Source organism: Paraburkholderia acidipaludis NBRC 101816 (assembly GCF_000684975.1).
GTDB classification, from domain to species: Bacteria; Pseudomonadota; Gammaproteobacteria; order Burkholderiales; family Burkholderiaceae; genus Paraburkholderia; species Paraburkholderia acidipaludis.
This window is the reverse complement of record NZ_BAXZ01000004.1, coordinates 130,954-154,084: the sequence shown is the minus strand read 5'-3', so window position 1 is coordinate 154,084 and position 23,131 is coordinate 130,954. Positions and strand designations below refer to the sequence as shown.

Below are 23,131 nucleotides of genomic sequence, written 5' to 3'. Positions count from 1 at the left end.
GCCACGCCTCGCGAAAACACGACCGGAACGCTCAAGAAGCCGAAGAGAATAGTCCGCTCCGCGCGCGGATCAGGAGCCGAACATGCGGTTGACGGCGCGCTCGAGGTGCGCGCGCATCGCCTGCGACGCGCGCTCGGCATCGCGCGCGCGCACCGCTTCGAGCACTTCGAGATGCTCCTGCTGAACCACGCGCTGGCGTTCGATCGACTTCACGAGCGAGAGATTGCGCGACAGGTTCATGCTGAACACCATTTGCTCCTGGATGCCCGAGAGCGCGGTGATGAAGAACGGGTTCTTCGACGCGCGGGCCACGGCGAGATGAAACGCGAAGTCGTCTTTCGCGCCGATGCCCGAGGTTTCGATGATCGTCTGGAGGTTGTCCCACTCGCGCTGGATGGCCTCGACGTCGGTGTCGTCGGCCTTTTGCGCAGCCAGCGCCGCCGCGCCCGCTTCCACCACGATGCGGTACTCGTAGCAGCGGCGGATGTCCGACAAGCTTTCGAGCGGCGCGAAGCGGCGCACGTCGGGGTCCGGCCGCCGCATCACCGTGGTTCCCGATCCGTGGCGCGTTGCGATGATGCCGTCCGCGCGCAGCTGCGCGAGCGCCTCGCGCACCGTCGGCCGCGAGGTCGCGAAGCGCTCCGCGAGCATGTGCTCGGTCGGCAGGCGCTCCCCTTCCTTGTATTCGCCTTCGATGATGCGGTTCAGGATGTCGCTGTAAATCCGCGCCGGCATGTTCGGCGCCTTCTGCTCAGCCATGTTCGGACGCACGCTGTCGAGTTGTCAGGAATGTTGTCAATTGTAAGTCATACGGCACTCAGAGCACGCCGGCAAACGAGGGCTCGGGCAATCCGCGCACGCCCGTCTCGAGCACGAACACGAGGCCGTCCTCGTCGCCTACTTCGGGAGGACAGATCGTCGTCACGAACAACTGATCCAGCCCGGGTCCGCCGAACGCGCACATCGACGGCTTCGACACCGGCACCTCCACGCGCCGGTCGAGCCTGCCCTGCGGCGTGAAGCGCAGCAGCAGGCCGGCGTCGTTGGCGCAGATCCAGTAGCAGCCGTCTGCATCCACCGCCGCGCCGTCCGGTCGGCCCGCGTAGTCGTGCAGATCGGCGAACACGCGGCGATTCGCGGGCACGCCTTCGTCGGTGTCGTAGTCGAACGCCCAGATCAGGCGGCTCGATGCATGGGAGTCCGAAAGATACATCGTGCGGCCGTCCGGCGACCAGGCGAGACCGTTCTGTGTGCACAGGCCCTCTACCACCGGCGCGGAAAGTCCGTCCTCCGCCGTGTAGCGATAGAGCTTGCCGGCCGGCTGCGGCCCGGCCGCGTCCTGCACCATCGTCCCGGCCCAGAAGCGGCCCTGACGGTCGCAACGGCCGTCGTTGAAGCGCATGCGCGGCGCTTCGTGCGCGACGCTCGCGAGGCGGCGCGCGTCGAGCGCGCCGTGTTGCGCCCCCTCACCCGCACCCGCCGCCTGCGGCTCGCGCAGCGTCAGCGCGAAGAGGCCGGTTTCGAGCGCGGCCAGCACCTTGCCGTCGCGCGCGAAGGCGAAGCAGCCGATGCGCTCCGGCAGATGCCATTCGGTGCGCCGCCCCGCGCCCAGTTCGTAGCGCACGAGCGTCTGGGCCGGAATGTCCTCCCAGTACAGCGCATTCTCCTGCGCGCGCCAGACCGGGCATTCGCCCACCGACGAGCGGCGCGCATTGCGCGCCTCCAGCGGCCGCACCGGCGCGCGCTCCTGTTCGATCGTCATCGCATCTTCCTCGCCGCGTTCAGCCGTGCCGGGTCTTGCGCCACTCGGCGAAGGCCGCCAGGGTTGCCTCGTTGGGCGGATAGGTGCCCGGCAGCGCGGCGCCCGCCTCGATGCGCACGGTGATGAAGCGTTCGAGCTCTTCCTGCTCCCAGGCGGCCTCGGCCACTTCCTCGGCCAGATGACGCGGCACGACCACCACGCCATCGGCATCGCCGACCATGATGTCGCCCGGATACACGGCCACGCCGCCACAGCCGATCGGCACGTTCAGGTCGACGGTGTGATGCTTCGTGAGGTTCAGCGGCGCCGAGGCGCCCGCGCAGAAAACCGGCAGCCCGAGCGCGGCAATGGTGGCGCTGTCACGCACGGGGCCGTCGGAGACCATACCAGCCACGCCGCGCACCTTCAGGCGCGTCGCGAGGATCGAACCGACCGACGCCGCCGCGCGCTCGCCGCGGCAATCCTGCACGAGCACGGCGCCGGCCGGCACCGTCTCGACGCCCTTGCGCTGCGGGTGCTCCGGGTTCTGGAACGCGCTCAGCTGGTCGAGATCCTCGCGCGCCGGGATGTTGCGCATCGTGAAGGCGGGGCCGACGAGATTGGGCGCGCCGGGCGCCGGCGCGACGAGCGGCTTCACGCCCTCCAGGAACACATTGCGCAGCCCGCGCTTGAAGAGCTGCGTGGTGAGCGTCGCGTTCGAGACGTGGCGCAGTTTTTCGAGAGCGGATTCGCTCACGGGGATAGCGGGGGAATTCATCGTGTCTCGTCCAGTGTCGTGGGGTATGGGCCGCGCGAGCCGCCGGCCCGTGCGGGTTTCCAGCAGTGTGCCCGCATTGTTGTAATACAACCAGAAAATTGTCAACCAGCGACTTTCCGACGGCTAGGCGGCGCGCGCGCCGAATCGGGCGAAATGCCTGCCGAGCCCCATCCCGCAGTCATTCCTCATGGTTTTGCACGGCGCGCCCGCCAATGGGGCGCCCCATTTTTCGGCGAATTTCGGCGAACACCAGGGCAAATCCCGACCCACGCCAGATTTGCTTTACAACTTTACCGCAAATAGAATGATGTCTTACATGCCGGGCCAAAGGACTCCCCCGACCCGACGAGGTTTTACAAGCGACGCCAGACGAAGGAGACACGCAGTGCAACGCAAGACTATCAAGGGGCTCCGTTGGTGGATCATCGGCCTCATCATGATCGGCACCATCTTCAACTACCTTGCGCGCAGTTCGCTCTCGGTGGCGGCGCCCACGCTCACGCAGACCATGCACATGACCACGCAGCAGTATTCGTACGTGGTCACGGCGTTCCAGGCCTGCTACGCGCTCGCACAGCCCATCGCCGGCCTCGTGCTCGATTCGCTGGGCGTCAAGATCGGCTTCGCGATCTTCGCGTTCGGCTGGGCCATCTCCAACATGCTGCACGGCCTCGCCACCAGCTGGCCCTCGCTCGCGTTCTTCCGCGGCCTGCTCGGCGTGAGCGAAGCAGCGATCTTCCCCGCCGGCATGAAGGCGATCAGCCAGTGGTTCCCCGCGAAGGAGCGCTCGGTCGCCACGGGCTGGCTCAACACCGGCACCTCGGTGGGCGCCATGATCGCCCCGCCGCTCGTCGTCTGGTGCATTCTCAAGTACGACTGGCAGTTCGCCTTCGTGCTGACCGGCGGCGTGGCGCTGATCTGGGTCGGCCTGTGGCTCGTGTTCTTCCGCACGCCCGCCGAGCATCCCATGCTCTCGACCGAGGAAGCCGACTACATTCGCGCGGGCCAGACGGCCGCCCAGCACTCGCCGGCCGGCAAGCCTTCGTGGAAGGAAGTGCTCAGGCAGCGCCGCTTCTGGGGCATCGGCATTCCGCGCATGCTCGCCGAACCCGCGTGGCAAACCTTCGGCGCGTGGATTCCGCTCTACATGGTCACCGTGCGCCACATGAACCTGAAGGAGATCGCGCTCTTCGCGTGGATGCCGTTCCTTGCCGCCGACCTCGGCTGCCTCGTCGGCGGTTATCTGGCCCCGCTCTTCATGCGCTGGTTCGGCTGCTCGCTCATCACCTCGCGCAAGCTCGTCATCACCACCGGCGCGTGCCTGATGATCGGCCCGGCCTGCGTCGGCCTCGCCGCGAGCCCCTATGCCGCGATCGCGCTCTTCTGCGTCGGCACGTTCGCGCACCAGACCATCTCGGGCGCCCTGTTCACGCTGGCCTCGGACGTCTTCGGCCAGCACGAGGTGGGCACCGCGACGGGTCTCTCGGGCATGTTCGGGTATCTTGGCGCCACGGTGTTTTCGCTGATCGTCGGGGCGGTGGCCGGCACCATCGGCTACAACCCGCTGTTCGTCTGCCTGATGCTCTTCGACGTGGTCGGCGCAATCGTGGCCTGGCGGCTGGTCTCCGACCAGCAGAAAGCCGACGCCGCGACTGCCAGGGTGGACGGCACGCACAGCGTGAAGGCCTGAGTTTTCGGCCGGCGCCCTGCGGGGCGCCGGCTTTTGCCGTTTTTCTGCGAGGTAACTCCACCGTGAAGAAAGTTGCATTGACCGGCGCGGCCGGCCAGCTTGGCACCGTGCTGCGCCGCGCGCTCCTTGCGCGCGGCGTGAATCTGCGTTCCGCGGCCGGCTCGAAGCCGCTCGAGCCGATCGTTGCCGGCGAAGACGTCATGCACGGCGACCTGCGCGAGCGCGAGGTGGTCGATCGCCTGCTCGACGGCGTCGATGTGCTGATCCACATGGCCGGCACGAGCGTCGAGCGCCCGCTGCCCGAGATCATCGAGAACAACCTGCGCGGACTCGTCGAGGTCTACGAAGGAGCGCGCCGCCACGGCGTGAAGCGCATTCTGTTCGCAAGTTCGAATCACGCGATCGGCATGTATCCCGTGGAAGACAAGCTCACGCTCGATTGCGCGTTCCGCCCCGACGGTTTCTATGGCCTCTCCAAGGCGTGGGGCGAATCGCTCGCGCGGCTCTACTGGGACAAGCACGGCATCGAGACGGTTTGCGTGCGCATCGGCAGCTGCGTCGAGAAGCCGACCGAGTTCCGCCATCTGAGCACATGGCTCGGTCACGACGATTTGCTGCAGCTCATCGATCGCGTCATCAATGTGCCGGAGATCGGCTTCGCGGTGGTGTGGGGCGTGTCGAACAACACGCGCAGCTATTGGGTGCAGAGCGGCGCGGACAACGATGCCGAACGGCTCGGCTATCGCCCGCAGCAGAACGCGGAGGACTATGCGGAAGCAATCCTGAAGAAGCAAAATCCGCTCGACGCCGTGGCTCAACGCTACCAAGGCGGCGGATTCGCCAGCTTCGATTTCACCCCGTTCGAAGCGCGCGGCAAGCGCGGCGGCTGAACGGCCGGCGGCGGGCTTTCCCGCCGCTATTCGCAGCTATTCGCCGCCATTCCCGCTACTCGCCGCGCTCGAACCCGTAATCGCGCTCGACGCGGCAGATCCGGATCTGGTAGCTCTCGTACCACTGCTCGCGGCCCCGGCGCTGGGCAATCCGATGCTCGGCGTTTTTCTTCCACGCCGCAATCGCTTCGAGACTCTCCCAATACGAAACCGTGATGCCCAGGCCCTCGCGCGCCGACTCCACACCGAGAAAGCCCGGCTGTGTGCCGGCGAGCTCGACCATGGCGTCGGACATGCTGGCGTAACCGTTGTCGCCCTCCGTGCGCAGCGACGTGAAGATGACGGCGTAATACGGCGGGGTGGGCGTTCGGGCAATCGACATCGTGCGTTCTCCGCTGGGCAAGGAGCCGGTGAGCGGTATCTTACTGCGAAGTCCGGGTACGAATCCGGGTACGAATGGCAGCCGTGAAACGGCAACGCTCGTCGCTATAGAATGGAAGTCCGGAACCAATCGGGACTCCTCTGCCATGACCGTCACCGCCTTCAGTCATTACAACCTGCGTGCAGACCGCGCGACGCTGGAAGGGCTGTGCGACTTCTACGTGAACGTCGTGGGCCTGCGGACAGGCGAGCGCCCGCCTTTCTCCAACTACGGCTACTGGCTCTATGCGGGAGCCAAAGACGTTCTCCATCTCTCGGAAGCAGGGCCGGAAGAAAAACGCGACATCGCGGCAAGAAACACGTTCGATCACGTCGCCTTCGCGTGCACCGACCTGCAGGCGACGATGGCCAAACTGCAGCAGTTCAACGTGCCTTTCACCTGTGCCGACGTGCCGCAAACCGGGCAGCGGCAGATCTTTTTCTCCGATCCGGCGGGCAACGGCGTCGAGCTGAACTTCGCCCGCGAAGACGTGTAACGCTCGCTCGCGTTTTCGATCCCGCAAAAAAAAACGGCGGCCACCTCGCGGCGCCGCCGTCAACCTGACAACGACTACGTGATCTTGTTAAGACCTGCTTAGTGAATCTCGGGCTCGCCGCCGCTGCTCTCGCAAGCACCGAGCGCGCCGTCACGCTGCAGGAAGTCGAAATCGCAGCCCTTGTCCGCCTGCATCACGTGCATCTGATGCATCGCGCCATAGCCGCGCGTGAAGCGCGGTTCGGGCTCGACCCACGCGGCCTTGCGGCGCGCGAGTTCTTCGTCGGAAATCAGCACGTTCAGGCGCCGCCCGGGCACGTTCAGCTCGATCATGTCGCCGTCCTTAACCAGTGCGAGCGGCCCGCCGATGAACGATTCCGGCGCAACGTGCAGCACGCATGCGCCATAGCTCGTGCCGCTCATGCGCGCGTCGGAAATGCGCACCATGTCGCGCACGCCCTTCTTGAGGATCTTCTGCGGGATCGGCAGTTGCCCCCACTCGGGCATGCCCGGCGCGCCAATCGGGCCCGCGTGCTGCAGCACGATCACGCAGGTCTCGTCGATGTCGAGGTCTTCGCTGTCGATGCGCGCGGCCATGTCGTTATAGTCCTTGAACACGACGGCGCGGCCCGTATGCACGTGCAACTGCTTCTCGGCCGCACCCGGTTTGATCACGGCGCCGTCCGGCGCGAGATTGCCGCGCAGCACGGCGAGGCCCGTGTCCGGCATCAGCGGCGCACTGCGGCGGCGGATCACCTCGTCGTTGAAGATCTGCGCTTCGGCAATGTTCTCGCCGAGCGTCTTGCCGTTCACGGTCATCTGCGTGCCGTCGATCAGGTCTCCCAGCTCCTTGAGCATCGCCACGAGACCGCCCGCGTAGTAGAAGTCCTCCATCAGATACTTGCCGGTGGGGCGCACGTTCGCGAGCACCGGCGTGTGGCGCGCGATGTCGTCGTACTGCGCGAGCGTCAGGTCCACCCCGGCGCGGCGCGCGAGCGCGATCATGTGGACGATCGCATTCGTCGAGCCCGAGAGCGCGAGGCAGGTCGTCACCGCGTTATCCACCGACTTGCGCGTGAGGATGTCCGAGGGCTTGAGGTCTTCCCACACCATGTCGACAATGCGCATGCCCGTCTTCGCCGCGTACTGCGCGTGGCGCGAGTCCGCCGCGGGAATCGAGGCGAAGCCCGGCAGCGTGAAGCCCAGCGCCTCGGCCGCGCTCGTCATCGTCGAGGCCGTGCCCATCGTCATGCAGTGGCCCGGCGAACGCGCGATACCGCCTTCCACGCCCTTCCAGTCCTGCTCCGTGATCTTGCCCGCGCGCAGGTCGGCCCAGTACTTCCAGGTGTCCGAGCCGGAGCCGAGCGTCACGCCGTTCCAGTTGCCGTTGAGCATCGGGCCCGCCGGCAGGAAGATCGCCGGCAGGTCCATCGAGATCGCGCCCATCAGCAGCGCCGGCGTGGTCTTGTCGCAGCCGCCCATCAGCACGACGCCGTCGGCCGGATAGGAGCGCAGCGTCTCTTCCACTTCCATGGCGAGGAAGTTGCGGTAGAGCATGGTCGTGGGCTTCTGGAACGGCTCGGAGAGCGTTTGCACCGGCAGCTCGATCGGAAAGCCGCCCGCTTGCCAGATGCCGCGCTTGACCTCTTCCACGCGCTGCTTGAAATGCGTGTGGCAGGGGTTGATCTCGCTCCACGTATTGAGGATGGCGATCACCGGCTTGCCCGCATATTCCTCGCGGCTGTAGCCCATCTGCGCCGTGCGCGAACGATGGCCGAACGAGCGCAGGTCGTTCACGCCGTACCAGCGGTGGCTGCGCAGTTCTTCGGGGGTTTTACGCTTGTTGCTCATCTTGCTTTGCTCCAGAGTCTGCCAGGTCGTTCCTGTGGGGTGGGGCGCCTTTGCCGGTCAGCGCTGCTCTTTCACACGCGACACGAGCTGTGTCGGGCTCACGAACTGCAGCGCCACCAGCACCCACGCGAGCGTAATCGCCATATAGATCATCGCCATGGCGTCGATCGACTGCGGCGCGCGAACGCCCGTCGAGAACACCGCGTAGTACAGCGCGACGACGAGCGTCTGCGTGTCGGGTCCGGCGGTAAAAAAAGTGAGTTCGAACATGCCGATCGTGCGCACCAGCACGAGCAGCCCCGCCGCCAGCATGCCCGGCACGAGCAGCGGCAGCAGCACGTAGCGGAAATAGCGCAGCGTGTTCGCGCCGAAGATGCGTGCGGCGGATTCGAGGTTGGGATCGATCTGCTCGATGAACGGCGTCATCACGAGAATCACGAACGGCAGCGCGGGCACGAGGTTCGCGAGGATCACGCCGGGCAGCGTGCCCGCGAGGCCGAAGCGGTACATCGCGGTCGCCATCGGGATGCCGTATGTGACGGGCGGCACCATCAGCGGCAGCAGGAATACCAGCATGGCGATGCGCTTGCCGGGGAACTGCGCGCGCGCGAGCGCATAAGCAGCGGGCACGCCGAGCACGATGGACAGCACCACCACGGCGCCCACCACTTCGAACGTCACCCACAGCACGCTCGAAAGCTGGAAGTCGCGCCACGCCTGTGCGTACCAGTGCAGCGTAAAGCCCTGCGGCAGCGGCGTGCCGAACCAGCGCGTGGCGATGGAGTTCACGCCGACGGTGGCGATCAGCAGCAGCACGTTCAGGAGGAAGAACGCCATGCCGCCCCAGACGAGGCATTTCCACAGCCGGTCGGCGAGGCGCACAGGGGGCTTCGACGAAACGGCGGCAGACGACGCGGCCGGACGATCGCCCGAGAGCGGCGCACCGGCAGAGAGACCGGCGGCATTGCGGTGATGTGCGCTCATCAGCCCTTCCCTCCGCTCACCGGACCCGCGTAGAACATCCGCCGCGCCGCCAGCATCGCCGCCACCACCACGAGCTGCACGAAGCCCATCACGATCGCGATGGTCGAGGCGAGCGAATAGTCGTAGCTCTCGAACGCGGCTTCCGCGGCGGCAATCGAGATCACGCGCGTGGGGCCCGCCGGCGCGCCGAGCAGCACGGCGGACGGGAACACCGAATAGGCCTGCACGAACGAGAGGCAGGCGGCCATCGTGAGGCCCGGCACGAGCAGCGGCAGATAGATCAACCGGAACTGCTGCCACGGTCCCGCGCCGAGCGTGGACGCGGCGCGCGCGAGCGTCGGGTCGATGCCGGTGACGTACGAGAGCGTGAGCAAAAAGGCGAACGGAAAGCCCGAGACGATCAGCGAGATCAGCACGCCCCAGTAGTTGTGCGTGAGACGGATTTCCTCGCTGGTGTAGAGATGCACCGCATGCAGCGCCTGCGGGAACCAGCCGTTCGGACCGAAGTAGCTGAGCATGCCGTCGGCGATCAGCACCGTGCCGAGCGTCACCGGGATCACGAGCAGCGTCGTCGCGAACTTCTGCCAGGGCGAACTGCGGCGCAGCGCGAACGCCACCGGTATCGAAAGCCCGACGTTGATCACCGTCGCCGGCACCGCGAGCTTCAGCGTGACGAACACCGTTGGCCACAGCGAAAGGTCGGTGAAGAACTGCACGTAGTTGGCCAGCATGCCGCCGCCGTTCATCGGCTTGAACGAAAGCACGAGGCCATACGCGAACGGATAGAGAAACAGCGCGGCAATGAAGCCGAGCGCCGGCGTGACGAGCCAGCCGCGTGCATCGCGCGGCTGGCGGGCGAGCGTGGAAACCAGCGTGCTCATGCGGCACGCTCCGCATAGGCGAGCACGCGCGACGGCGCGACGCGCAGCGTGGCACGCTCGCCCGCCTCGAATTCGCCGGCCACGCGCGCCCACAGCTTGCCGAACGGCGCGTTGGCGAGCAGCAGCGAATCGCGGCCGCCGTATTCGACCAGCTCCACTTCCACGTCGAAGGCGTTCGCGTCGCCCGGTGTGGCGCGCTCGAAATCTTCGGGACGCATCGCCACCGACATGCCGTTCGCGTCCACCTCGTCCATCGCCACGCCGGTCAGGGTGACGCCGGCTGCCGTCAACGCAACGTGATCGCCGCGCTCGCCCGAGATGGAAAACGGCAGCACGTTGCGATAACCCATGAAGCGCGCAACGTGCAGGTTCGCGGGACGCCCGTAGATCTCCTTCGGCGTGGCCACCTGCTGCACGACGCCCTCCTTCATCACGACGATGCGGTCGGCCATCGAAAGCGCCTCGTCCTGGTCGTGCGTCACGTAGATCGTCGCGCGTTCGAGCTGGCCGTGAATGCGGCGGATTTCGGCGCGCATCTCGATGCGCAGCTTCGTGTCGAGGTTCGAGAGCGGCTCGTCCATCAGCACGAGCGGCGGTTCGATCACGATCGCGCGCGCAATCGCCACGCGCTGCTGCTGGCCGCCCGAAAGCTGGCCCGGCAGCTTGTTTTCGTGGCCAACGAGCTGCACGAGCTGCAGCGCCTCGCGCGCCCGGCGCTTCGCCTCGTCGCGCGGCACGCCTTGCATCTTCAAGCCGAAGCCCACGTTTTCCAGCACGCTCATGTGCGGAAAGAGCGCGTAGTTCTGGAACACCATGCCGAAGCCGCGCTTCTCGGGCGGCAGCACGTCGATACGCGTTTCGTCGAGCCAGATGCTGCCGCTCGTGAGCGGCATGAGGCCCGCGATGCAGTTCAGCGCCGTCGATTTGCCGCAGCCCGACGGCCCGAGCAAGGCGATGAACTCGCCGCGGCGTATCTCGAGATCGAGTCCGCGCAGCGCGGCCAGCTGTGCGCCCTCGGCGCTCGTGAAGCTGCGGCACACCGAGTCCAGACGCAGACGATCGAAAGAATGCTTCATGTCACGTTCCTGATCAGCCTTGAGGGAACGGCACGGCCGGCAGGATCGATCCCGCCGCCGTGCTCGCCCGCTTGCGTTACTGGGACTTGGCCGCGCCGACTTCGCGGTCCCATTTCTGGAAAGCCGCCACCATCGCCTGCGCCGAAAGCGGCACGACGTGCGGATAGGCCGCGAGCCACTTCGCGTACTCGGGGCGCCCGTACTTCGCGATCACGTCCTGGCTCTCCTTCGGCGCCATGTTCAGCGTGACGCCCGCCACGGCCGGGCCCGGATAGAAGTAGCCGTCGTCATAGGTCATGGCCTGCTGCTGCGGCTCGAGCATGAAGTTCATGAGCTTGATCAGCACCGCGAGTTTCTCTTTGGAAACACCCTTCGGGATCACCATGTACTGGGCGTCGTTCACCCAGGTCATGTTGTCGAAGGCCTGCACCTTGAAGTTGGCCGGCACGATGCCGAGCGCGCGCGGGTTGATGTCCCAGCCCGTCACCGTCACGGTCATGTCGCGCGTGCCTTCGCCCAGTTCCTTCATTACCGCCGAAGTGCCGCCCGGGTAGTACGGCACGCACGCGTTCAGTTCCTTGAGGAAGGCCCAGGTCTTGTCCCAGCCGTTGACCGGGTCTTGCGGATTCTTGTCGCCGAGCAGATACGGCAGGCCCATCAGGAAGGTGCGGCCCGGGCCCGAATTGGCGGGGCGAGCGTAGATCAGCTTGCCCGGATTGGCCTTGCACCACGCGAGCAGCTGCTCGGGCGTATGCGGCGGATTCGGCACCTTCGCGGGGTTGTATTCGAGCAGCGGGCCGGCGGGCATGTACGCCACTTCGAGGCCGTAGCCTTGCGCCAGGTCCTGCATCTTGCGCGGACCGGGCGCGTAGTGGTCGAGCACACCGGGCAGCGCGGCCGCGTTGTCGGGCAGCAGCTTGACCCAGAGGTTCTGTTCGATGCCGGCCGCAAGCGCGTCCGTGCCGGTCAGCACGAGGTCGATGTCGGCGCGGCCCGCAGCCTGCATCGCCTTGATCTTGCCCGGCAATTGCGGCGCGGGCGCGTTGGTGTAGGTGATATTGGAGACGAGGTTCGGATACTTCGCCTTGAAGGCTTCGAAGGCTTTCTGCGTGAGCTGCAGATCGCCCGCCACGTCGACTATGTTCAGGGAAACCGGATCGGCCTGCGCCGCGCCCGTACCGAGCGTCATCACAGCAGCGGCCGACACACACAGGGCCAGGAGTCTGGCCGACAAGCGTCCTTCGAACATCGCATCTCCTCACATCTGATTATGGGATTTATTCTCTGCGGCCCGTTCGTGAACTGCGCTCAGCGCGGGCTCGCAGCACAGGATGCAGAACCACGCCGTAAGTTGTCAAGCAACGTCGGGCTTTATGTCACGAATATCATCGCCTTGTCGGCAACGGTGCGGCGGCTGCCCGGTTACCAGGCTGGCGGCCTCACCGCCAGCCTCCGCCGGTGCGCTCAGGCGCGCACCAGTTCGCCGTCGCGCAAGCGCCAGAGCGCGAGCGGATTGTCGTCCTGCAGCGCCGGCGGCAGCAGGTCGGCCGGCAGATCCTGATAGCAGACCGGACGCAGGAAACGCTCGATCGCCATCGCGCCCACCGAAGTCGTGCGCGCGTCCGAGGTGGCCGGGAACGGCCCGCCGTGCACCATCGCGTAAGACACCTCCACCCCCGTCGGGAAGCCGTTCGCGAGAATGCGGCCGGCCTTGCGCTCGAGCACCGGCAAGAGGCGCCGCGCCTGGGCGTAGTCGCCGCTGTCGATATGCAGCGTCGCGGTCAACTGGCCTTCCAGGTGTTCCGCCACGCGCAGCAGTTCCGCTTCGTCGCGGCAGGCCACGACCAGCGACACCGGCCCGAAGATCTCGTCCGCCAGCGCGTGCTGCGCGAGGAACTGCCCGGCCGTCGTCTTGAACAGCATCGGCAACGCGGCGCAGTGCGCGTCCGACTGCGTGCCCTCTGCCACACGCTCCACGCCCGGCTGCTGCGCGCGCGCCTCCACGGCCTTGCGGTAACTCGCGGCAATGCCGGCCGTCAGCATGGTCTGCGCGCTCTTCTGCCCGAGCGCTGCTGCGGCTTGCGTTACGAAGCGGTCGAGGTCGGGGCCGTCGAAGCCAAGCACGAGGCCCGGATTCGTGCAGAACTGCCCGACGCCGAGCGTCAGCGACTCGACGAAGCCCTTCGCCAACGCCTCGCCGCGCGCGGCCAGCGCTGCCGGCAGCACGAACATCGGATTGATGCTGCTCATCTCAGCATAGACGGGAATGGGCTCGGCACGCTCTCCGGCAATGCGCGCGAGCGCGAGACCGCCGCCGCGCGAGCCCGTGAAGCCCACCGCCTTGATGGCCGGATGCGCGACCAGCGCCTCGCCGAGCGCATTGCCGCCGCCGAACAACAGCGAGAACACGCCAGCGGGCAAGCCCACGTCGGCTACCGCTTGCCGGATCGCGCGGCCCACGAGTTCGGAGGTGCCCGCATGAGCCGGATGCGCCTTCACGACCACGGGGCAACCGGCCGCGAGCGCAGAAGCGGTATCGCCGCCCGCCACCGAAAACGCGAGCGGGAAATTGCTGGCGCCGAATACGGCCACGGGGCCGAGCCCGATGCGCTGCGCGCGCAGATCGGAGCGCGGCAGCGGCTTGCGCTCGGGCAGCGCCGAATCGAGCACGGCGCCGCACCAGCGGCCGTCGCGCACGAGCGACGCGAAGAGGCGCAGCTGACCGACGGTGCGGCCACGCTCGCCTTCGAGGCGGGCCTTCGGCAGCGCGGATTCGAGATGCGCGCGCTCGATCAGCGCGTCGCCAATGCCGAGAATGCGTTCGGCGATCGCTTCGAGCAAACGCGCGCGCGTTTCGAGCGGCGCGGCGCGGAAAGGATCGAAGGCTTGCGCGGCCAGCGTGCAGGCCCGCTCGACATCAGCGCTGCCACCAAGGCCGAACGAAGGCTCGATCTCTGCGCCCAGCGCGGGCGCGAAGGCGCGCATTTCGCCCTGGGTGCCGCGCACAGCGTCGGCGCCCAACAGCATGGTTCCGGATATCTGCATGTTCGCTCCGTGAATTCCTTTGACGGACACGTGCGCGTTACGCGCACGCCGCCTGCGCGAGCGAGTTTTCGAACGCGAGCAGCGCACGGGCGGCCTGCTCGATGGCGGGCAGCGCCGACTCGGGCGAACCGCTCAGGAGCGGCAGGATCGGACCCATGTTGCCGATGCCGGAGAGCGTCACGGCGTCATGCAGCACGCGGATCAGCGAGATGTCGTCGCGCAGCGTTTCGAGCGGCATGAAGTGGTCGTACAGACGCTGCGCATCTTCCGCGCGGCCCGCCTTCGCGGCAGCGAGGAGCCCCATCACGGCGCGCGGCGCGATGCAGCCCGAGCCCGTGGTCCAGGCGGCGAGGCCGAAGTCGCGCACGTGGACGAGCGCCGGACGCTCCCCCATGCCCGAGACCACCTTCGAGGCCGGCACCCGCTCGAGCAGGCGGCGCAGGTAAGGATCGTTCGCGGGATCCTGGCGCACGATCGCGTACTTCACGGCGGCCAGCGTGCCGCTCTCGACGAGGCGCGCGAGCGTGTCGACATCCACGTAGTCTTCGCTCTTGACATAGAGCGTGAGCGGAATGCCCGCCGTGTCGCTGATACGCTTCAGGCCCGCCTCGACGCCGGCCGGCGTGGTGAAGCCGCCGAGCGGCAGCACCATCGCGGTCTGGTACGAGGTCTGCGCGAGAATGCGCGCCTGGTCGAGCATCTTGCCGAAGTCAGGACCGATGGCGGGAATCACGCGCGTTTGCGGCCCGGTCAGGTCGGCGAGCATGTCAAGCAACTCGCGGTATTCGCTGACGGCGACGTGATAGAGATTGGCATTGCCGCCATAGAGCAGCGTGCGGATGCCGCCGGCCTCCATGTGACGGATCAGCCGACGGTTTTCTTCGACGTCGAGCGTCAGGTCGGAGCGGCGTGCCAGCGGCGGCACAGCCATCACGGTCGAGGCAAATTCGCTCTCGGCAATCGGGGACACGTTCATGAGGCCTCGTGCGGATTAGTGGGTTGTCGATAGATCGCACAGTAGCAGTCACCCCCATTGTTGTCAAACAACTTTGGTATTTGTTAGGGTTTGTAGGGTGGCGCGAATGACAATCGCTGCCGAAGATCCGCGCTTCGTCGTGCTCGCGGCGCCCACGGACCAGCCCCACGGCATGCGCGAGATGACACTCGCGACACCCGACGGTCATCGACTCGTCATAGGTCAGGCGTGTGACCCGACCGGCGCAAACGCAAAGTAATTTTTCGACACACATCGTTGCGCATAAAAACGGGCCGGTAGCAGAGAATGGAATGGTCGGAGAAACATCATGATCAAACTCTTCTTTGCACTGTCATTGATCGCGGGACTCGCGGGATGCGTGGTTGCCCCACCCTACGCCTATGCGCCGGCACCGGCGTACGGTTACTACCCGGGCTACTATGCGGCGCCGAGCGTCAGCGTCGGCGTTGGCTACGTCGGCGGGTGGGGCGGCGGCTGGGGCGGCGGATGGCACCACTAAGCAATTTCGCGCGCGCCATATTTTCATCTTCTTTACAGCGCCTTTCAGAAAATGGAAGGCGCGCGTCCGGGGATTGCCCGACCTATCTGATCGGATAGCTATGCAGCCCGAAACAGATGGCTAGAGTGGTATTGAAGCTGGACATATAAGACCGAACTTGCATCGCGGGGCATTCATGAGACTCATCGACCAGGAAATCGCGCATATCACGCGAGTCATGATTCCGTCACTGGAGACTGCCAGCGGCGTTCCGATCTTGACCCCGGATTACTGGTATCGGCGCCTCTCGAGCCTGCTCGACAGCGCTCAGCTTTCGCACGCCCAATTTCGCACGATCGACGCACTGATGAACCAGATCGAACGCATTCTGACCGCCACGCGTAGCGAGGTTTGCAGCGCGGCCTGAGTGCAAGCGGCATGCACGGCACGTCCTGCATGCCTACCCGTTTCCCGCCATGTCACCCGAGCATGGATCGGCCCGCCAGCAGGCGGGCCTTCTTTTTTGCGGGCTCGCTTTGGATGGGCGGAAAGTACCGTGAGCGCACCGCGGGAGTAGCATTATCCCGTTGGTCAGGGTAGGTGATGAGACTACCCACTGGAGGTGCGCCATGTCATCCGTTCGGTGCTTGAAGCTTTGGTCTACCCTCGGCATTTGCACCGCCCTCGCCGCTTGCGCACAGGTGGGAGGGTCCGCGCCGCAAGCCTCTCAGAGCGCCGCCGTCAAACCGGCCGGCTCTTGCCAGACTCCGGACGGCAGCCTGGTCGCGGACAGCACCATCGTGCACCGGTGCGCCATCCCGGGCCAGACGGTTACCGGATGTCCGCAGTACCTCTGCCAGCGATGCAACGACGGAACGTGGAGTAATGAGTATTCCTGCTCATTGCGGTGGTAAACCCCAGGCCTGCCCGATCCGGCAAATGTGCATCGCCCTCCGGGCTTGCCGCAGACAGCCGTTGAACGGTATCTGCAGACAAGACCGGACTCCTGAGCGTTGCCAGAACCATGCACCGAAAAATCTGTCTATGGATCATGTGGCTCCTGTGCTCTGGAGGTGCCAGATGACTGACAAGCGAACTGACGAACGCTCGGGAGCCATGCTCCTACCGGAAGAAGAGGCCCACCGCCAGATGCGCCGCGCGGTGATTGCCGGCACGGTCGGCACGACGATAGAGTGGTACGACTTCTTCCTCTACAGTACGGTCACGGGGCTCGTCTTCGCCAAACTGTACTTTCCCGAATCCGACCCGCTCGTCGGCACCCTGCAGGCCTTCCTGATCTACGCCGTCGGCTTCATCGCACGGCCGTTCGGCGCCGCCCTGTTCGGCCACTATGGCGACCGGATCGGCCGCAAGGCCACGCTGATCGGCACGCTGCTATTGATGGGGCTCGCCACGTTCGCCGTGGCCTTTGTTCCTGCGTATGCGTCGATCGGCATCTGGGGCGCCGTCCTGCTCACTGTGTTGCGGTTCATCCAGGGCGTGGGCGTCGGCGGCGAGTGGGGCGGTTCGGTCCTGATGTCGATGGAGTGGGCCCGCACCAATGCGCACCGCGGCTTCGTCGCCTCCTGGCCGCAATTCGGCGTGCCGGCGGGCCTGTTCCTCGCCAACCTCGCGGTTCTGGCCATGAGCCAGATCTCCGGCAGCAATTTCCTCACCTGGGGCTGGCGCGTGCCGTTCATCCTGAGCATCGTGCTGGTCGCAATCGGCCTCTACATCCGTCTGAACATCCTAGAAACACCTCTTTTCGCGAGGCTCCTCGCCGAGCACAAGATCGAAAAGACGCCAACCCTCGAAGTCATACGCCGCCAGCCGAAAGACATTCTTCTTTCCGCCTTCGCGCGCATGGTCGAACAGGCGCCGTTCTACATCTTCACGGCCTTCATCTTCACTTACGGCATCAGGACGCTCGGCGCCTCGCGCGATCTCATGCTGACGGCCGTGCTGGCGGCTTCCGTGCTGGAATTCGTGACCATTCCGCTCTTTGGCCACCTGTCCGACCTGATCGGACGCAAGCGAATGTACATGATCGGCGCCGCTGCCGTCGGCGTATTCGGTTTCTTCTTTTTTGCCATGGTCGACACGCGCAATCCGGCGTGGATCTTCACGGCCATCGTGCTTTCGCTGGTGCCGCACGCCATGGTCTATGGTCCGCAGGCCGCGCTGATCGCCGAGTCGTTCACGGGGCGGCTGCGATACAGCGGCGCGTCGCTGGGCTATCAATTGGCTTCCGTGATCGCCGGCGGTCCCGCGCCGTTGATCGCGACCGCGCTCTTCGCGTACTACCGTTCCGGCTACGCGATCGCGGCCTATATACTCGCGTGCGCGGTGGTCAGCCTCTTTGCCGTCTGGCGAATGGGCGACCACACGAACAAGGACATTTCGCGGGAATACGACGAAGCACGAGCGCTGGGCGACAGCGGACACGCATCCCGGCCCGCCTGATCCGTCAAGCCTCGGCCAGGGTGCCTTCGAACCGTGCGAGGACGGCGGGCCAGCCGCCGCCCATGCCGTGAAATGCCGCCTTGCCGGGCGGCGAATCGAGATCGAAGCCTTTATGTTCGAGTGACAGGCGCGTTCCGCTTTCTTCGGCGGCGAGCCGCCATGTGATCGTCGTGTCCAGCATGCCGGGTGCAAATGAATAGGACAACAACCGTTCGGATTCCACGGCAATGACCATGCATGGCTGCAGACCCCACTGGCCCATGTCCAGCGTGAAACGGTGCCCGACTTCCGCGCGCACGTCGCCGTCGTTGGTCATCACCGCCATGTTGCGGATCGCGATGGCAATGCCGCTCACGGCGTCGCGCAGGTTGGTGGCGCGCATCGTTTCGGCGTTGTGGACGTGGACGATTTCGTCGAGTTTGTCGCGAATGCGGGTCATGCCGCTCATGCCGACCACGGAGAGCGCCACGAGCATCGCGAGCACGATGCCGAAGCCTGGCGCGAGCCGGGTGGTCACGCGGGTTTGCGTTCTGGTGGTCTTCGGTGTCGCGACTGGCCTGCTTGCTGCGCCGGTTCTCATCATTGCCCCGAGGTCGAAGGCGGCACGTCCTGGCAATGCCGCGCCTGTGATTGTGCGGGCTATGCCAGAGCAGGCACGACAGTGAAAACTACTGTTTTTTGCACGTTTTCAGTCGTTAGATCGGACCTCCTTTAGTAGTAGAAAGGAACGGGCGGCGTTAGCGTCGCGCAAGCATCGCCAGCGCGCGCCGCGTGGCGAGTTCGGTCTCATAGCCGCGCAGCACGCCGTCGGGGCGGCGCGTGACGGCGGGCCAATGCGTACCTCGCGCTCCGCGGCAAGCGTCGCCGCGTTGCCGGCGAAAGGATGCTCGGGCGCATCGGTCGGCCGCCACGCGTAACGCCGGAGCAGCGCGCCGTAGCCGCCGATCACGAAGCCGCCGCACTTGCGCCGGTAGGCTTCGCGGCGCATCCGATAAGCGTGCGGCAGATGAAACCACGGCAACGCAGGCAGGTCGTGGTGCACGAGGTGGTAGTTGTTGTTCAGGAATAGCAGGCGCATGAGCGGCCCCGCCTCGTTGATGGCGATACGCGCCTTGGGGTGGCGCGCCGCACGATGCTCGTACAGCGAGCGGACCATCGCGAGCCCGAGCGCGGGCCAGGTCGGCCATTCGGTGCGCGCGGTGAACCGCGCCGCCAGCGAGGCGATTTCGCGGGCATGATCGACGTCGAAATACTCAGCCATGTTCCTGTTGACGGGCACGAAGAAACGGAAAACCCGGAAGGCGTCGGAACACGTGGGGTCCACCGTGCGCAATCCGGGCCACTCACCATAACCAAAACAAGTCACCCGGCCAAACAACGGATTCGCATTTGCTTATCGCGCTGACCGAACTGATCGCGCCCCTTCCGACCCGCTTTCCCGCCATCGTAGAATGGCCGCATGAGCCCATGGATCGCCGCCCTGCCGATGTACAACGTGACGCCGCGACATGCGCAGTCGTGGCGCGCGCTGCTGCGCGATGCGCTCGACGTGTTCGCTCGCACGGGCGGCGGCGTGGCAGATGCGACGATCCTCGACGAACCCTTCGGTGACCTGACGGTGCTCTGGCGCCGCGACAACCTGCTGCTCTCGCAGACCTGCGGCTTTCCGTATCGCGTGCTGGGCCTCGCCGACACGGTCCATCTGATCGCAACCCCCATGTTCGAGGCCGAAGGCTGCGAAGGGCCGCGCTATTGCAGCGCCATCGTCGTCTCCGCCACGGCGTGGGCGCGCGGCGCAGCGAGCCTTGCGGCCTGCCGTGGCTTACACGCTGCCTGCAACGGCGAGGACTCGCATAGCGGCATGAATGCCTTGCGTCACGCCGTGGCGCCGCATGCGAGCGAAGGCCGCTTCTTCGCTTCGGTTGCGTGGACCGGATCGCACCTCGCCTCGCTGCGCGCAGTCTCCGGCGGCCAGGCGGACGTCGCCGCCATCGACTGCGTCACGCTCGCACTGCTGCGCGACGCAAGCCCGGATCTGCTCGCCGGCGTGAAGGTCGTCGACATGACGGCGTCCGCGCCTGGCCTGCCCTTCATTGCATCGCGCACGCTCGACGAACGGCAAGCCGCGCTGTTGCGCAACGCACTCGATGCGGCCCACGCGGCCGACCCCGAGCGAGCGCGCTTCCTGCGCCTGCGCGGCTTCGCGCGGCTCGCGCGCGACGACTACGACACGATCGAGGCAATGGCGAATACAGCAACATCGTTCGGTTATCCCAGGTTAAATTGAGTGGTCGCTCCAACACCCTGCCAGGACGCCTGGCCCAAGCTATAATCGCGTCCGCCGCAGAGCACCGGCCCGTGGCTGGACTGAATGATTAACGCTCCTGACTGAAGAGCCGAATTCGATGGATTCACACAAGCAGGCATTTATCGCCGCCCACGAAGCCTGGATGCTCGCAGGAGAAAAACTGAACCGCGAGGTTCAGCCGCTGCTTTTCGACATGCCGGACGACAATCGGATCATGGCGTTGATCCGCGAGCACAACGATGCTCACCGCTGCTATATGGCGGCGCTGGCGCGGTATAGCGTGCAAGGCGGCGAGGCGTCGAACCAAACATCTGCCTGATATCGGCCGGCCTCGCGGCGGCTCGGCGACCTAAAAATAGTTCTTGACTTTCTATCTACCGATAGATAAAGTTCGAGCCATGGAAGCAAGCATGGACGGCGAGTTTCCACAGTGACATCTATCTAGTAATAGATAAATTTAAGCAAGCGAGGGCGAAAGCCCATTTTTTAGGCCGGCATATCTATCACCTAGTAGATAGATATGCATGATCAGTCCCATCATCGAAAAAAGGAACCCCATCATGTCGATCGAAAACGTTCTCTACCGCGCCCATGCCCGTGCCACCGGCGGTCGCGACGGCCGCGCCGTCGTGCCGGAGAGCAGCCTGGACGTCAAGCTGACCACCCCGCGCGAGCTGGGCGGTGCGGGCGGCGCCGGCGCCAATCCCGAGCAGTTGTTCGCAGCCGGCTACAGCGCCTGCTTCATCGGCGCGATGAAGTTCGTCGCCGCGCGCGACAAGATCGCGCTTCCGGCCGACGTGTCGATCGACGGCAGCGTGGGAATCGGGGCGATCCCGAACGGCTTCGGCATCGAAGTCGAGTTGAAGATCGCGCTGCCCGGCATGGCGCGCGACGCCGCCCAGGCCTTGATCGACAAGGCGCACGTTGTCTGCCCCTACTCGAATGCCACGCGCGGCAACATCGACGTGACGCTCACGCTCGCCTAACGATACGGACTACTGACCTCTTATCACGGAATCGACCATGAAATCGCTCAAACCCCTGACCATCGCCGCGCTGTTCGCCGTGCATACCGCCTTCGCCACGGCCGCTGCGCCCGCCACCCCCGCTACGCCCGACAAGGTCACCTCGGCGTTCCTGCACGCGCTGAACAGCGGCACCGGTCCCGCCATCAATACGCTGCCGCCCGCCAAGGCGCGCCAGGTGTTGATCGATGCGCAGAACGGCGTCAAGGTCGATCTCTCGGGTATCGACGTGTCCAACCGCACCATCGAAGAGGACGGCATCAGCGTGCCGATCACCATCGTTCGTCCGCAAGGCGCGAGCGGCACGCTGCCCGTGTTCATGTTCTTCCATGGCGGCGGCTGGATACTCGGCGACTTCCCCACCCACGAGCGCCTCGTGCGCGACCTCGTCGTGCAATCGGGCGCCGTCGCCGTGTTCGTGAACTACACGCCCTCGCCCGAGGCGCACTATCCGGTGGCCATCAACCAGGCCTACGCCGCGACGAAATGGGTCGCCCAGCACGGTGGGGAAATCGGCGTGGACGGCAGCCGCCTTGCCGTGGTCGGCAACAGCGTGGGCGGCAACATGGCGGCGGTCGTCAGCCTGATGGCGAAGGACAAGCAAGGCCCGGCCATTCGCTTTCAGGGCCTGATGTGGCCCGTCACGGACGCGAACTTCAACGACGGTTCCTACCTCGCCTACCAGAACGGCCACTTCCTCACGCGCGACATGATGAAATGGTTCTGGGACGCCTATACGAAGGATCCGGCGCAGCGCAGCCAGATTTATGCGTCGCCGCTGCGCGCGTCGCAGGAAGAGCTCAAAGGCTTGCCGCCCGCGCTGATCCAGGTCGCCGACTTCGACGTGCTGCGTGACGAGGGCGAGGCCTACGGCAGGAAGCTCGATGCGGCCGGCGACGAGGTCACGACGACGCGCTACAACGGCACGATCCACGACTTCGGCCTGCTCAACGCACTGGCCGACGACGCGCCGACGAAAACGGCCATCAAGCAGCTCGCCGACCAGTTGAAGGCGCGTCTGCAGTAAGCCCCGGCGAACACTGCCCGCCGCGCGGTGCGATAACGGCATCGTCCGGCGGGCATGTGTTTAGTCATCCTTATTTTTCCCGCCAGTCCTCGGCAAGCGACGGAGCCCCAACCATGAAATCGAGAGCCCTACCCGCGCTGCTCATCCTCGGCGCAAACCTGTTTGCCGTGGCGCTGGTGGCAACCACGGCCGCGCTCGGCGCGCCGGCCGTCGCGAGCAGCAACGGTCCGGCCGCCTCATACAGCGCGCGTTACTGATACTGCTTCAGTTCCGGGTCCGCAACGGGTTGAGCCGGCAGATTCAGCATGCCGGGCAGCGCGGCGAGCTTGGGCATGCCGCCGTAGTCGGCCCAACGGCCGCCCGAGCCCTGATAGATGATGGTCGGCGTGCCCTGGAACCCGAGGTCCTGGAAGAGTTTGGCGTTGCCGTCGAGCTTCGCCTGGGTCGCGCCGGGAACGGTCGGCAGCGGGGCGATGCCGCCGGACTCGTCCTTCTCGTTGTAGCCGAGTTCGAGCTTCTTGAGCAGCGCGGCGCTGTCCGGTGCCTGCAGCAGCGCGGCGGCCTTGCCCGCCGAGTCGGGCTTGAGAAACGCCAGCGGAATCCAGTGCACCTGAAGTCCCGCCGCCTCGTAAGGCCGCAGCGCTTTCCAGACGAGATGGCAATAGATGCAGTTCGGGTCCATGAAGACGTAAATCGTCGACTTGACGTCCTTGCCTTGCGCGCCCTCGACGATCGCCGGGGCACTTTCGAAGCCGGTTGCCGCCGTGGCCGGCAGCCATGCCGGCTCGGGGTTGTCTGCGCGGCTCGACGCCGAAAACGCAATCAGGCCCGCCGCAAGCAGGGCACCTGCAATCTTGTTCATGCTCTACCTTGAAATCAATCCGTTGTGATGCGCCTTCCGGTCCACCCGCATGGCAGACGGCGGCGGCAAGCGGATTATCCTACGAGGGACCGCCGGGCGGACAAATGACGCGAAGCTGG

Annotated in this window: 25 protein-coding genes and 1 pseudogene; 12 read left to right on the top strand and 14 right to left on the bottom strand. The window is 65.8% G+C overall.

Translation table 11 applies throughout. From position 1 onward, the window contains the following. Positions 1–69: 69 nt before the first annotated feature. From BAC01S_RS05885 to BAC01S_RS05875, 3 genes are read right to left on the bottom strand one after another with little or no spacing between them, the layout of a single operon-like run. Positions 70–759: a FadR/GntR family transcriptional regulator gene (locus BAC01S_RS05885; protein ID WP_027793922.1), complete on the bottom strand. Its 690-nt coding sequence runs from the start codon at positions 757–759 to the stop codon at positions 70–72. Between the two features lie 58 nt (positions 760–817). Then, positions 818–1,762 (bottom strand): SMP-30/gluconolactonase/LRE family protein, encoded by a 945-nt coding sequence (locus BAC01S_RS05880; RefSeq protein WP_043201320.1) that lies wholly within the window; start codon positions 1,760–1,762, stop codon positions 818–820. A gap of 19 nt (positions 1,763–1,781) precedes the next feature. Further along, a complete protein-coding gene (locus BAC01S_RS05875; protein WP_027793920.1) occupies positions 1,782–2,519 on the bottom strand; it encodes a ribonuclease activity regulator RraA in 738 nt (245 codons plus the stop codon). Positions 2,520–2,904: 385 nt separating this feature from the next. Here BAC01S_RS05875 and BAC01S_RS05870 point away from each other — a divergent pair, with 385 nt between their 5' ends. Then, positions 2,905–4,209: an MFS transporter gene (locus BAC01S_RS05870; protein ID WP_027793919.1), complete on the top strand. Its 1,305-nt coding sequence runs from the start codon at positions 2,905–2,907 to the stop codon at positions 4,207–4,209. A 62-nt stretch (positions 4,210–4,271) separates the two neighbouring features. Next, positions 4,272–5,099: an NAD-dependent epimerase/dehydratase family protein gene (locus tag BAC01S_RS05865; RefSeq protein ID WP_027793918.1), complete on the top strand. Its 828-nt coding sequence runs from the start codon at positions 4,272–4,274 to the stop codon at positions 5,097–5,099. A 55-nt stretch (positions 5,100–5,154) separates the two neighbouring features. On the opposite strand, the gene BAC01S_RS05860 is transcribed toward BAC01S_RS05865, so the two are convergent. Then, positions 5,155–5,481, bottom strand: coding sequence for an antibiotic biosynthesis monooxygenase family protein (locus BAC01S_RS05860; protein ID WP_027793917.1), 327 nt, complete (start codon positions 5,479–5,481; stop codon positions 5,155–5,157). Positions 5,482–5,626: 145 nt separating this feature from the next. Here BAC01S_RS05860 and BAC01S_RS05855 point away from each other — a divergent pair, with 145 nt between their 5' ends. Next, a complete protein-coding gene (locus BAC01S_RS05855) occupies positions 5,627–6,016 on the top strand; it encodes a VOC family protein (RefSeq protein WP_027793916.1) in 390 nt (129 codons plus the stop codon). A gap of 98 nt (positions 6,017–6,114) precedes the next feature. Here the strand turns inward: BAC01S_RS05855 and araD are convergent, their stop codons facing one another. From araD to BAC01S_RS05820, 7 genes are all read right to left on the bottom strand, one after another. After that, positions 6,115–7,866, bottom strand: a complete 1,752-nt coding sequence (gene araD / locus BAC01S_RS05850) for an L-arabinonate dehydratase (RefSeq protein ID WP_027793915.1) — start codon at positions 7,864–7,866, stop codon at positions 6,115–6,117. A 57-nt stretch (positions 7,867–7,923) separates the two neighbouring features. Then, a complete protein-coding gene (locus BAC01S_RS05845) occupies positions 7,924–8,703 on the bottom strand; it encodes an ABC transporter permease (RefSeq protein ID WP_245616525.1) in 780 nt (259 codons plus the stop codon). Positions 8,704–8,849: 146 nt separating this feature from the next. Then, complete coding sequence (locus BAC01S_RS05840) at positions 8,850–9,731, bottom strand: ABC transporter permease (RefSeq protein WP_027793913.1); 882 nt, start codon at positions 9,729–9,731, stop codon at positions 8,850–8,852. Continuing rightward, positions 9,728–10,807: an ABC transporter ATP-binding protein gene (locus BAC01S_RS05835; RefSeq protein ID WP_027793912.1), complete on the bottom strand. Its 1,080-nt coding sequence runs from the start codon at positions 10,805–10,807 to the stop codon at positions 9,728–9,730. The genes BAC01S_RS05840 and BAC01S_RS05835 overlap by 4 nt, the downstream gene beginning before the upstream one ends. Before the next feature lie 76 nt (positions 10,808–10,883). Further along, positions 10,884–11,996 (bottom strand): ABC transporter substrate-binding protein, encoded by a 1,113-nt coding sequence (locus BAC01S_RS05830; protein WP_245616524.1) that lies wholly within the window; start codon positions 11,994–11,996, stop codon positions 10,884–10,886. A gap of 275 nt (positions 11,997–12,271) precedes the next feature. Next, positions 12,272–13,852: an aldehyde dehydrogenase (NADP(+)) gene (locus BAC01S_RS05825; protein ID WP_027793910.1), complete on the bottom strand. Its 1,581-nt coding sequence runs from the start codon at positions 13,850–13,852 to the stop codon at positions 12,272–12,274. Positions 13,853–13,889: 37 nt separating this feature from the next. Then, positions 13,890–14,828, bottom strand: a complete 939-nt coding sequence (locus BAC01S_RS05820; RefSeq protein WP_027793909.1) for a dihydrodipicolinate synthase family protein — start codon at positions 14,826–14,828, stop codon at positions 13,890–13,892. Positions 14,829–14,934: 106 nt separating this feature from the next. On the opposite strand from BAC01S_RS05820, the gene BAC01S_RS34440 reads away from it, so the two are divergent. From BAC01S_RS34440 to BAC01S_RS05805, 4 genes are all read left to right on the top strand, one after another. After that, a complete protein-coding gene (locus BAC01S_RS34440; RefSeq protein ID WP_156954329.1) occupies positions 14,935–15,087 on the top strand; it encodes a VOC family protein in 153 nt (50 codons plus the stop codon). 69 nt (positions 15,088–15,156) lie between these two features. Further along, positions 15,157–15,348 (top strand): hypothetical protein, encoded by a 192-nt coding sequence (locus tag BAC01S_RS05815; protein WP_027793908.1) that lies wholly within the window; start codon positions 15,157–15,159, stop codon positions 15,346–15,348. A 175-nt stretch (positions 15,349–15,523) separates the two neighbouring features. Next, positions 15,524–15,754, top strand: a complete 231-nt coding sequence (locus BAC01S_RS30440) for a hypothetical protein (RefSeq protein ID WP_043201317.1) — start codon at positions 15,524–15,526, stop codon at positions 15,752–15,754. 689 nt (positions 15,755–16,443) lie between these two features. Beyond that, the gene (locus BAC01S_RS05805; protein ID WP_027793907.1) at positions 16,444–17,790 is read left to right on the top strand and encodes an MFS transporter; all 1,347 of its coding nucleotides are present in this window, start codon (positions 16,444–16,446) and stop codon (positions 17,788–17,790) included. 4 nt (positions 17,791–17,794) lie between these two features. Here BAC01S_RS05805 and BAC01S_RS30435 read toward each other — a convergent pair whose 3' ends face one another. Both BAC01S_RS30435 and BAC01S_RS30430 read right to left on the bottom strand, forming a co-directional pair. Continuing rightward, on the bottom strand, positions 17,795–18,307 hold the full coding sequence (locus tag BAC01S_RS30435; RefSeq protein WP_245616513.1) for an SRPBCC domain-containing protein: 513 nt from the start codon (positions 18,305–18,307) through the stop codon (positions 17,795–17,797). 171 nt (positions 18,308–18,478) lie between these two features. Beyond that, a pseudogene (locus tag BAC01S_RS30430) lies at positions 18,479–18,970 on the bottom strand (fatty acid desaturase); the annotation flags it as partial. A gap of 279 nt (positions 18,971–19,249) precedes the next feature. On the opposite strand from BAC01S_RS30430, the gene BAC01S_RS05790 reads away from it, so the two are divergent. From BAC01S_RS05790 to BAC01S_RS34435, 5 genes are all read left to right on the top strand, one after another. Next, positions 19,250–20,077: a phosphate/phosphite/phosphonate ABC transporter substrate-binding protein gene (locus tag BAC01S_RS05790; RefSeq protein ID WP_027793905.1), complete on the top strand. Its 828-nt coding sequence runs from the start codon at positions 19,250–19,252 to the stop codon at positions 20,075–20,077. A gap of 118 nt (positions 20,078–20,195) precedes the next feature. After that, on the top strand, positions 20,196–20,417 hold the full coding sequence (locus BAC01S_RS05785) for a hypothetical protein (protein WP_027793904.1): 222 nt from the start codon (positions 20,196–20,198) through the stop codon (positions 20,415–20,417). Positions 20,418–20,658: 241 nt separating this feature from the next. Next, positions 20,659–21,084 carry an organic hydroperoxide resistance protein gene (locus tag BAC01S_RS05780; RefSeq protein WP_027793903.1) on the top strand — a complete coding sequence of 142 codons (426 nt, stop codon included), beginning with the start codon at positions 20,659–20,661 and terminating at the stop codon, positions 21,082–21,084. 37 nt (positions 21,085–21,121) lie between these two features. Continuing rightward, complete coding sequence (locus BAC01S_RS05775; RefSeq protein ID WP_027793902.1) at positions 21,122–22,150, top strand: alpha/beta hydrolase; 1,029 nt, start codon at positions 21,122–21,124, stop codon at positions 22,148–22,150. Positions 22,151–22,263: 113 nt separating this feature from the next. Continuing rightward, on the top strand, positions 22,264–22,407 hold the full coding sequence (locus BAC01S_RS34435) for a hypothetical protein (RefSeq protein WP_156954328.1): 144 nt from the start codon (positions 22,264–22,266) through the stop codon (positions 22,405–22,407). Here the strand turns inward: BAC01S_RS34435 and BAC01S_RS30425 are convergent. Then, entirely contained in the window at positions 22,401–23,012 is a 612-nt protein-coding gene (locus BAC01S_RS30425) for a thioredoxin fold domain-containing protein (RefSeq protein WP_052408698.1), read from the bottom strand. The genes BAC01S_RS34435 and BAC01S_RS30425 overlap by 7 nt on opposite strands. Positions 23,013–23,131 lie beyond the last annotated feature (119 nt).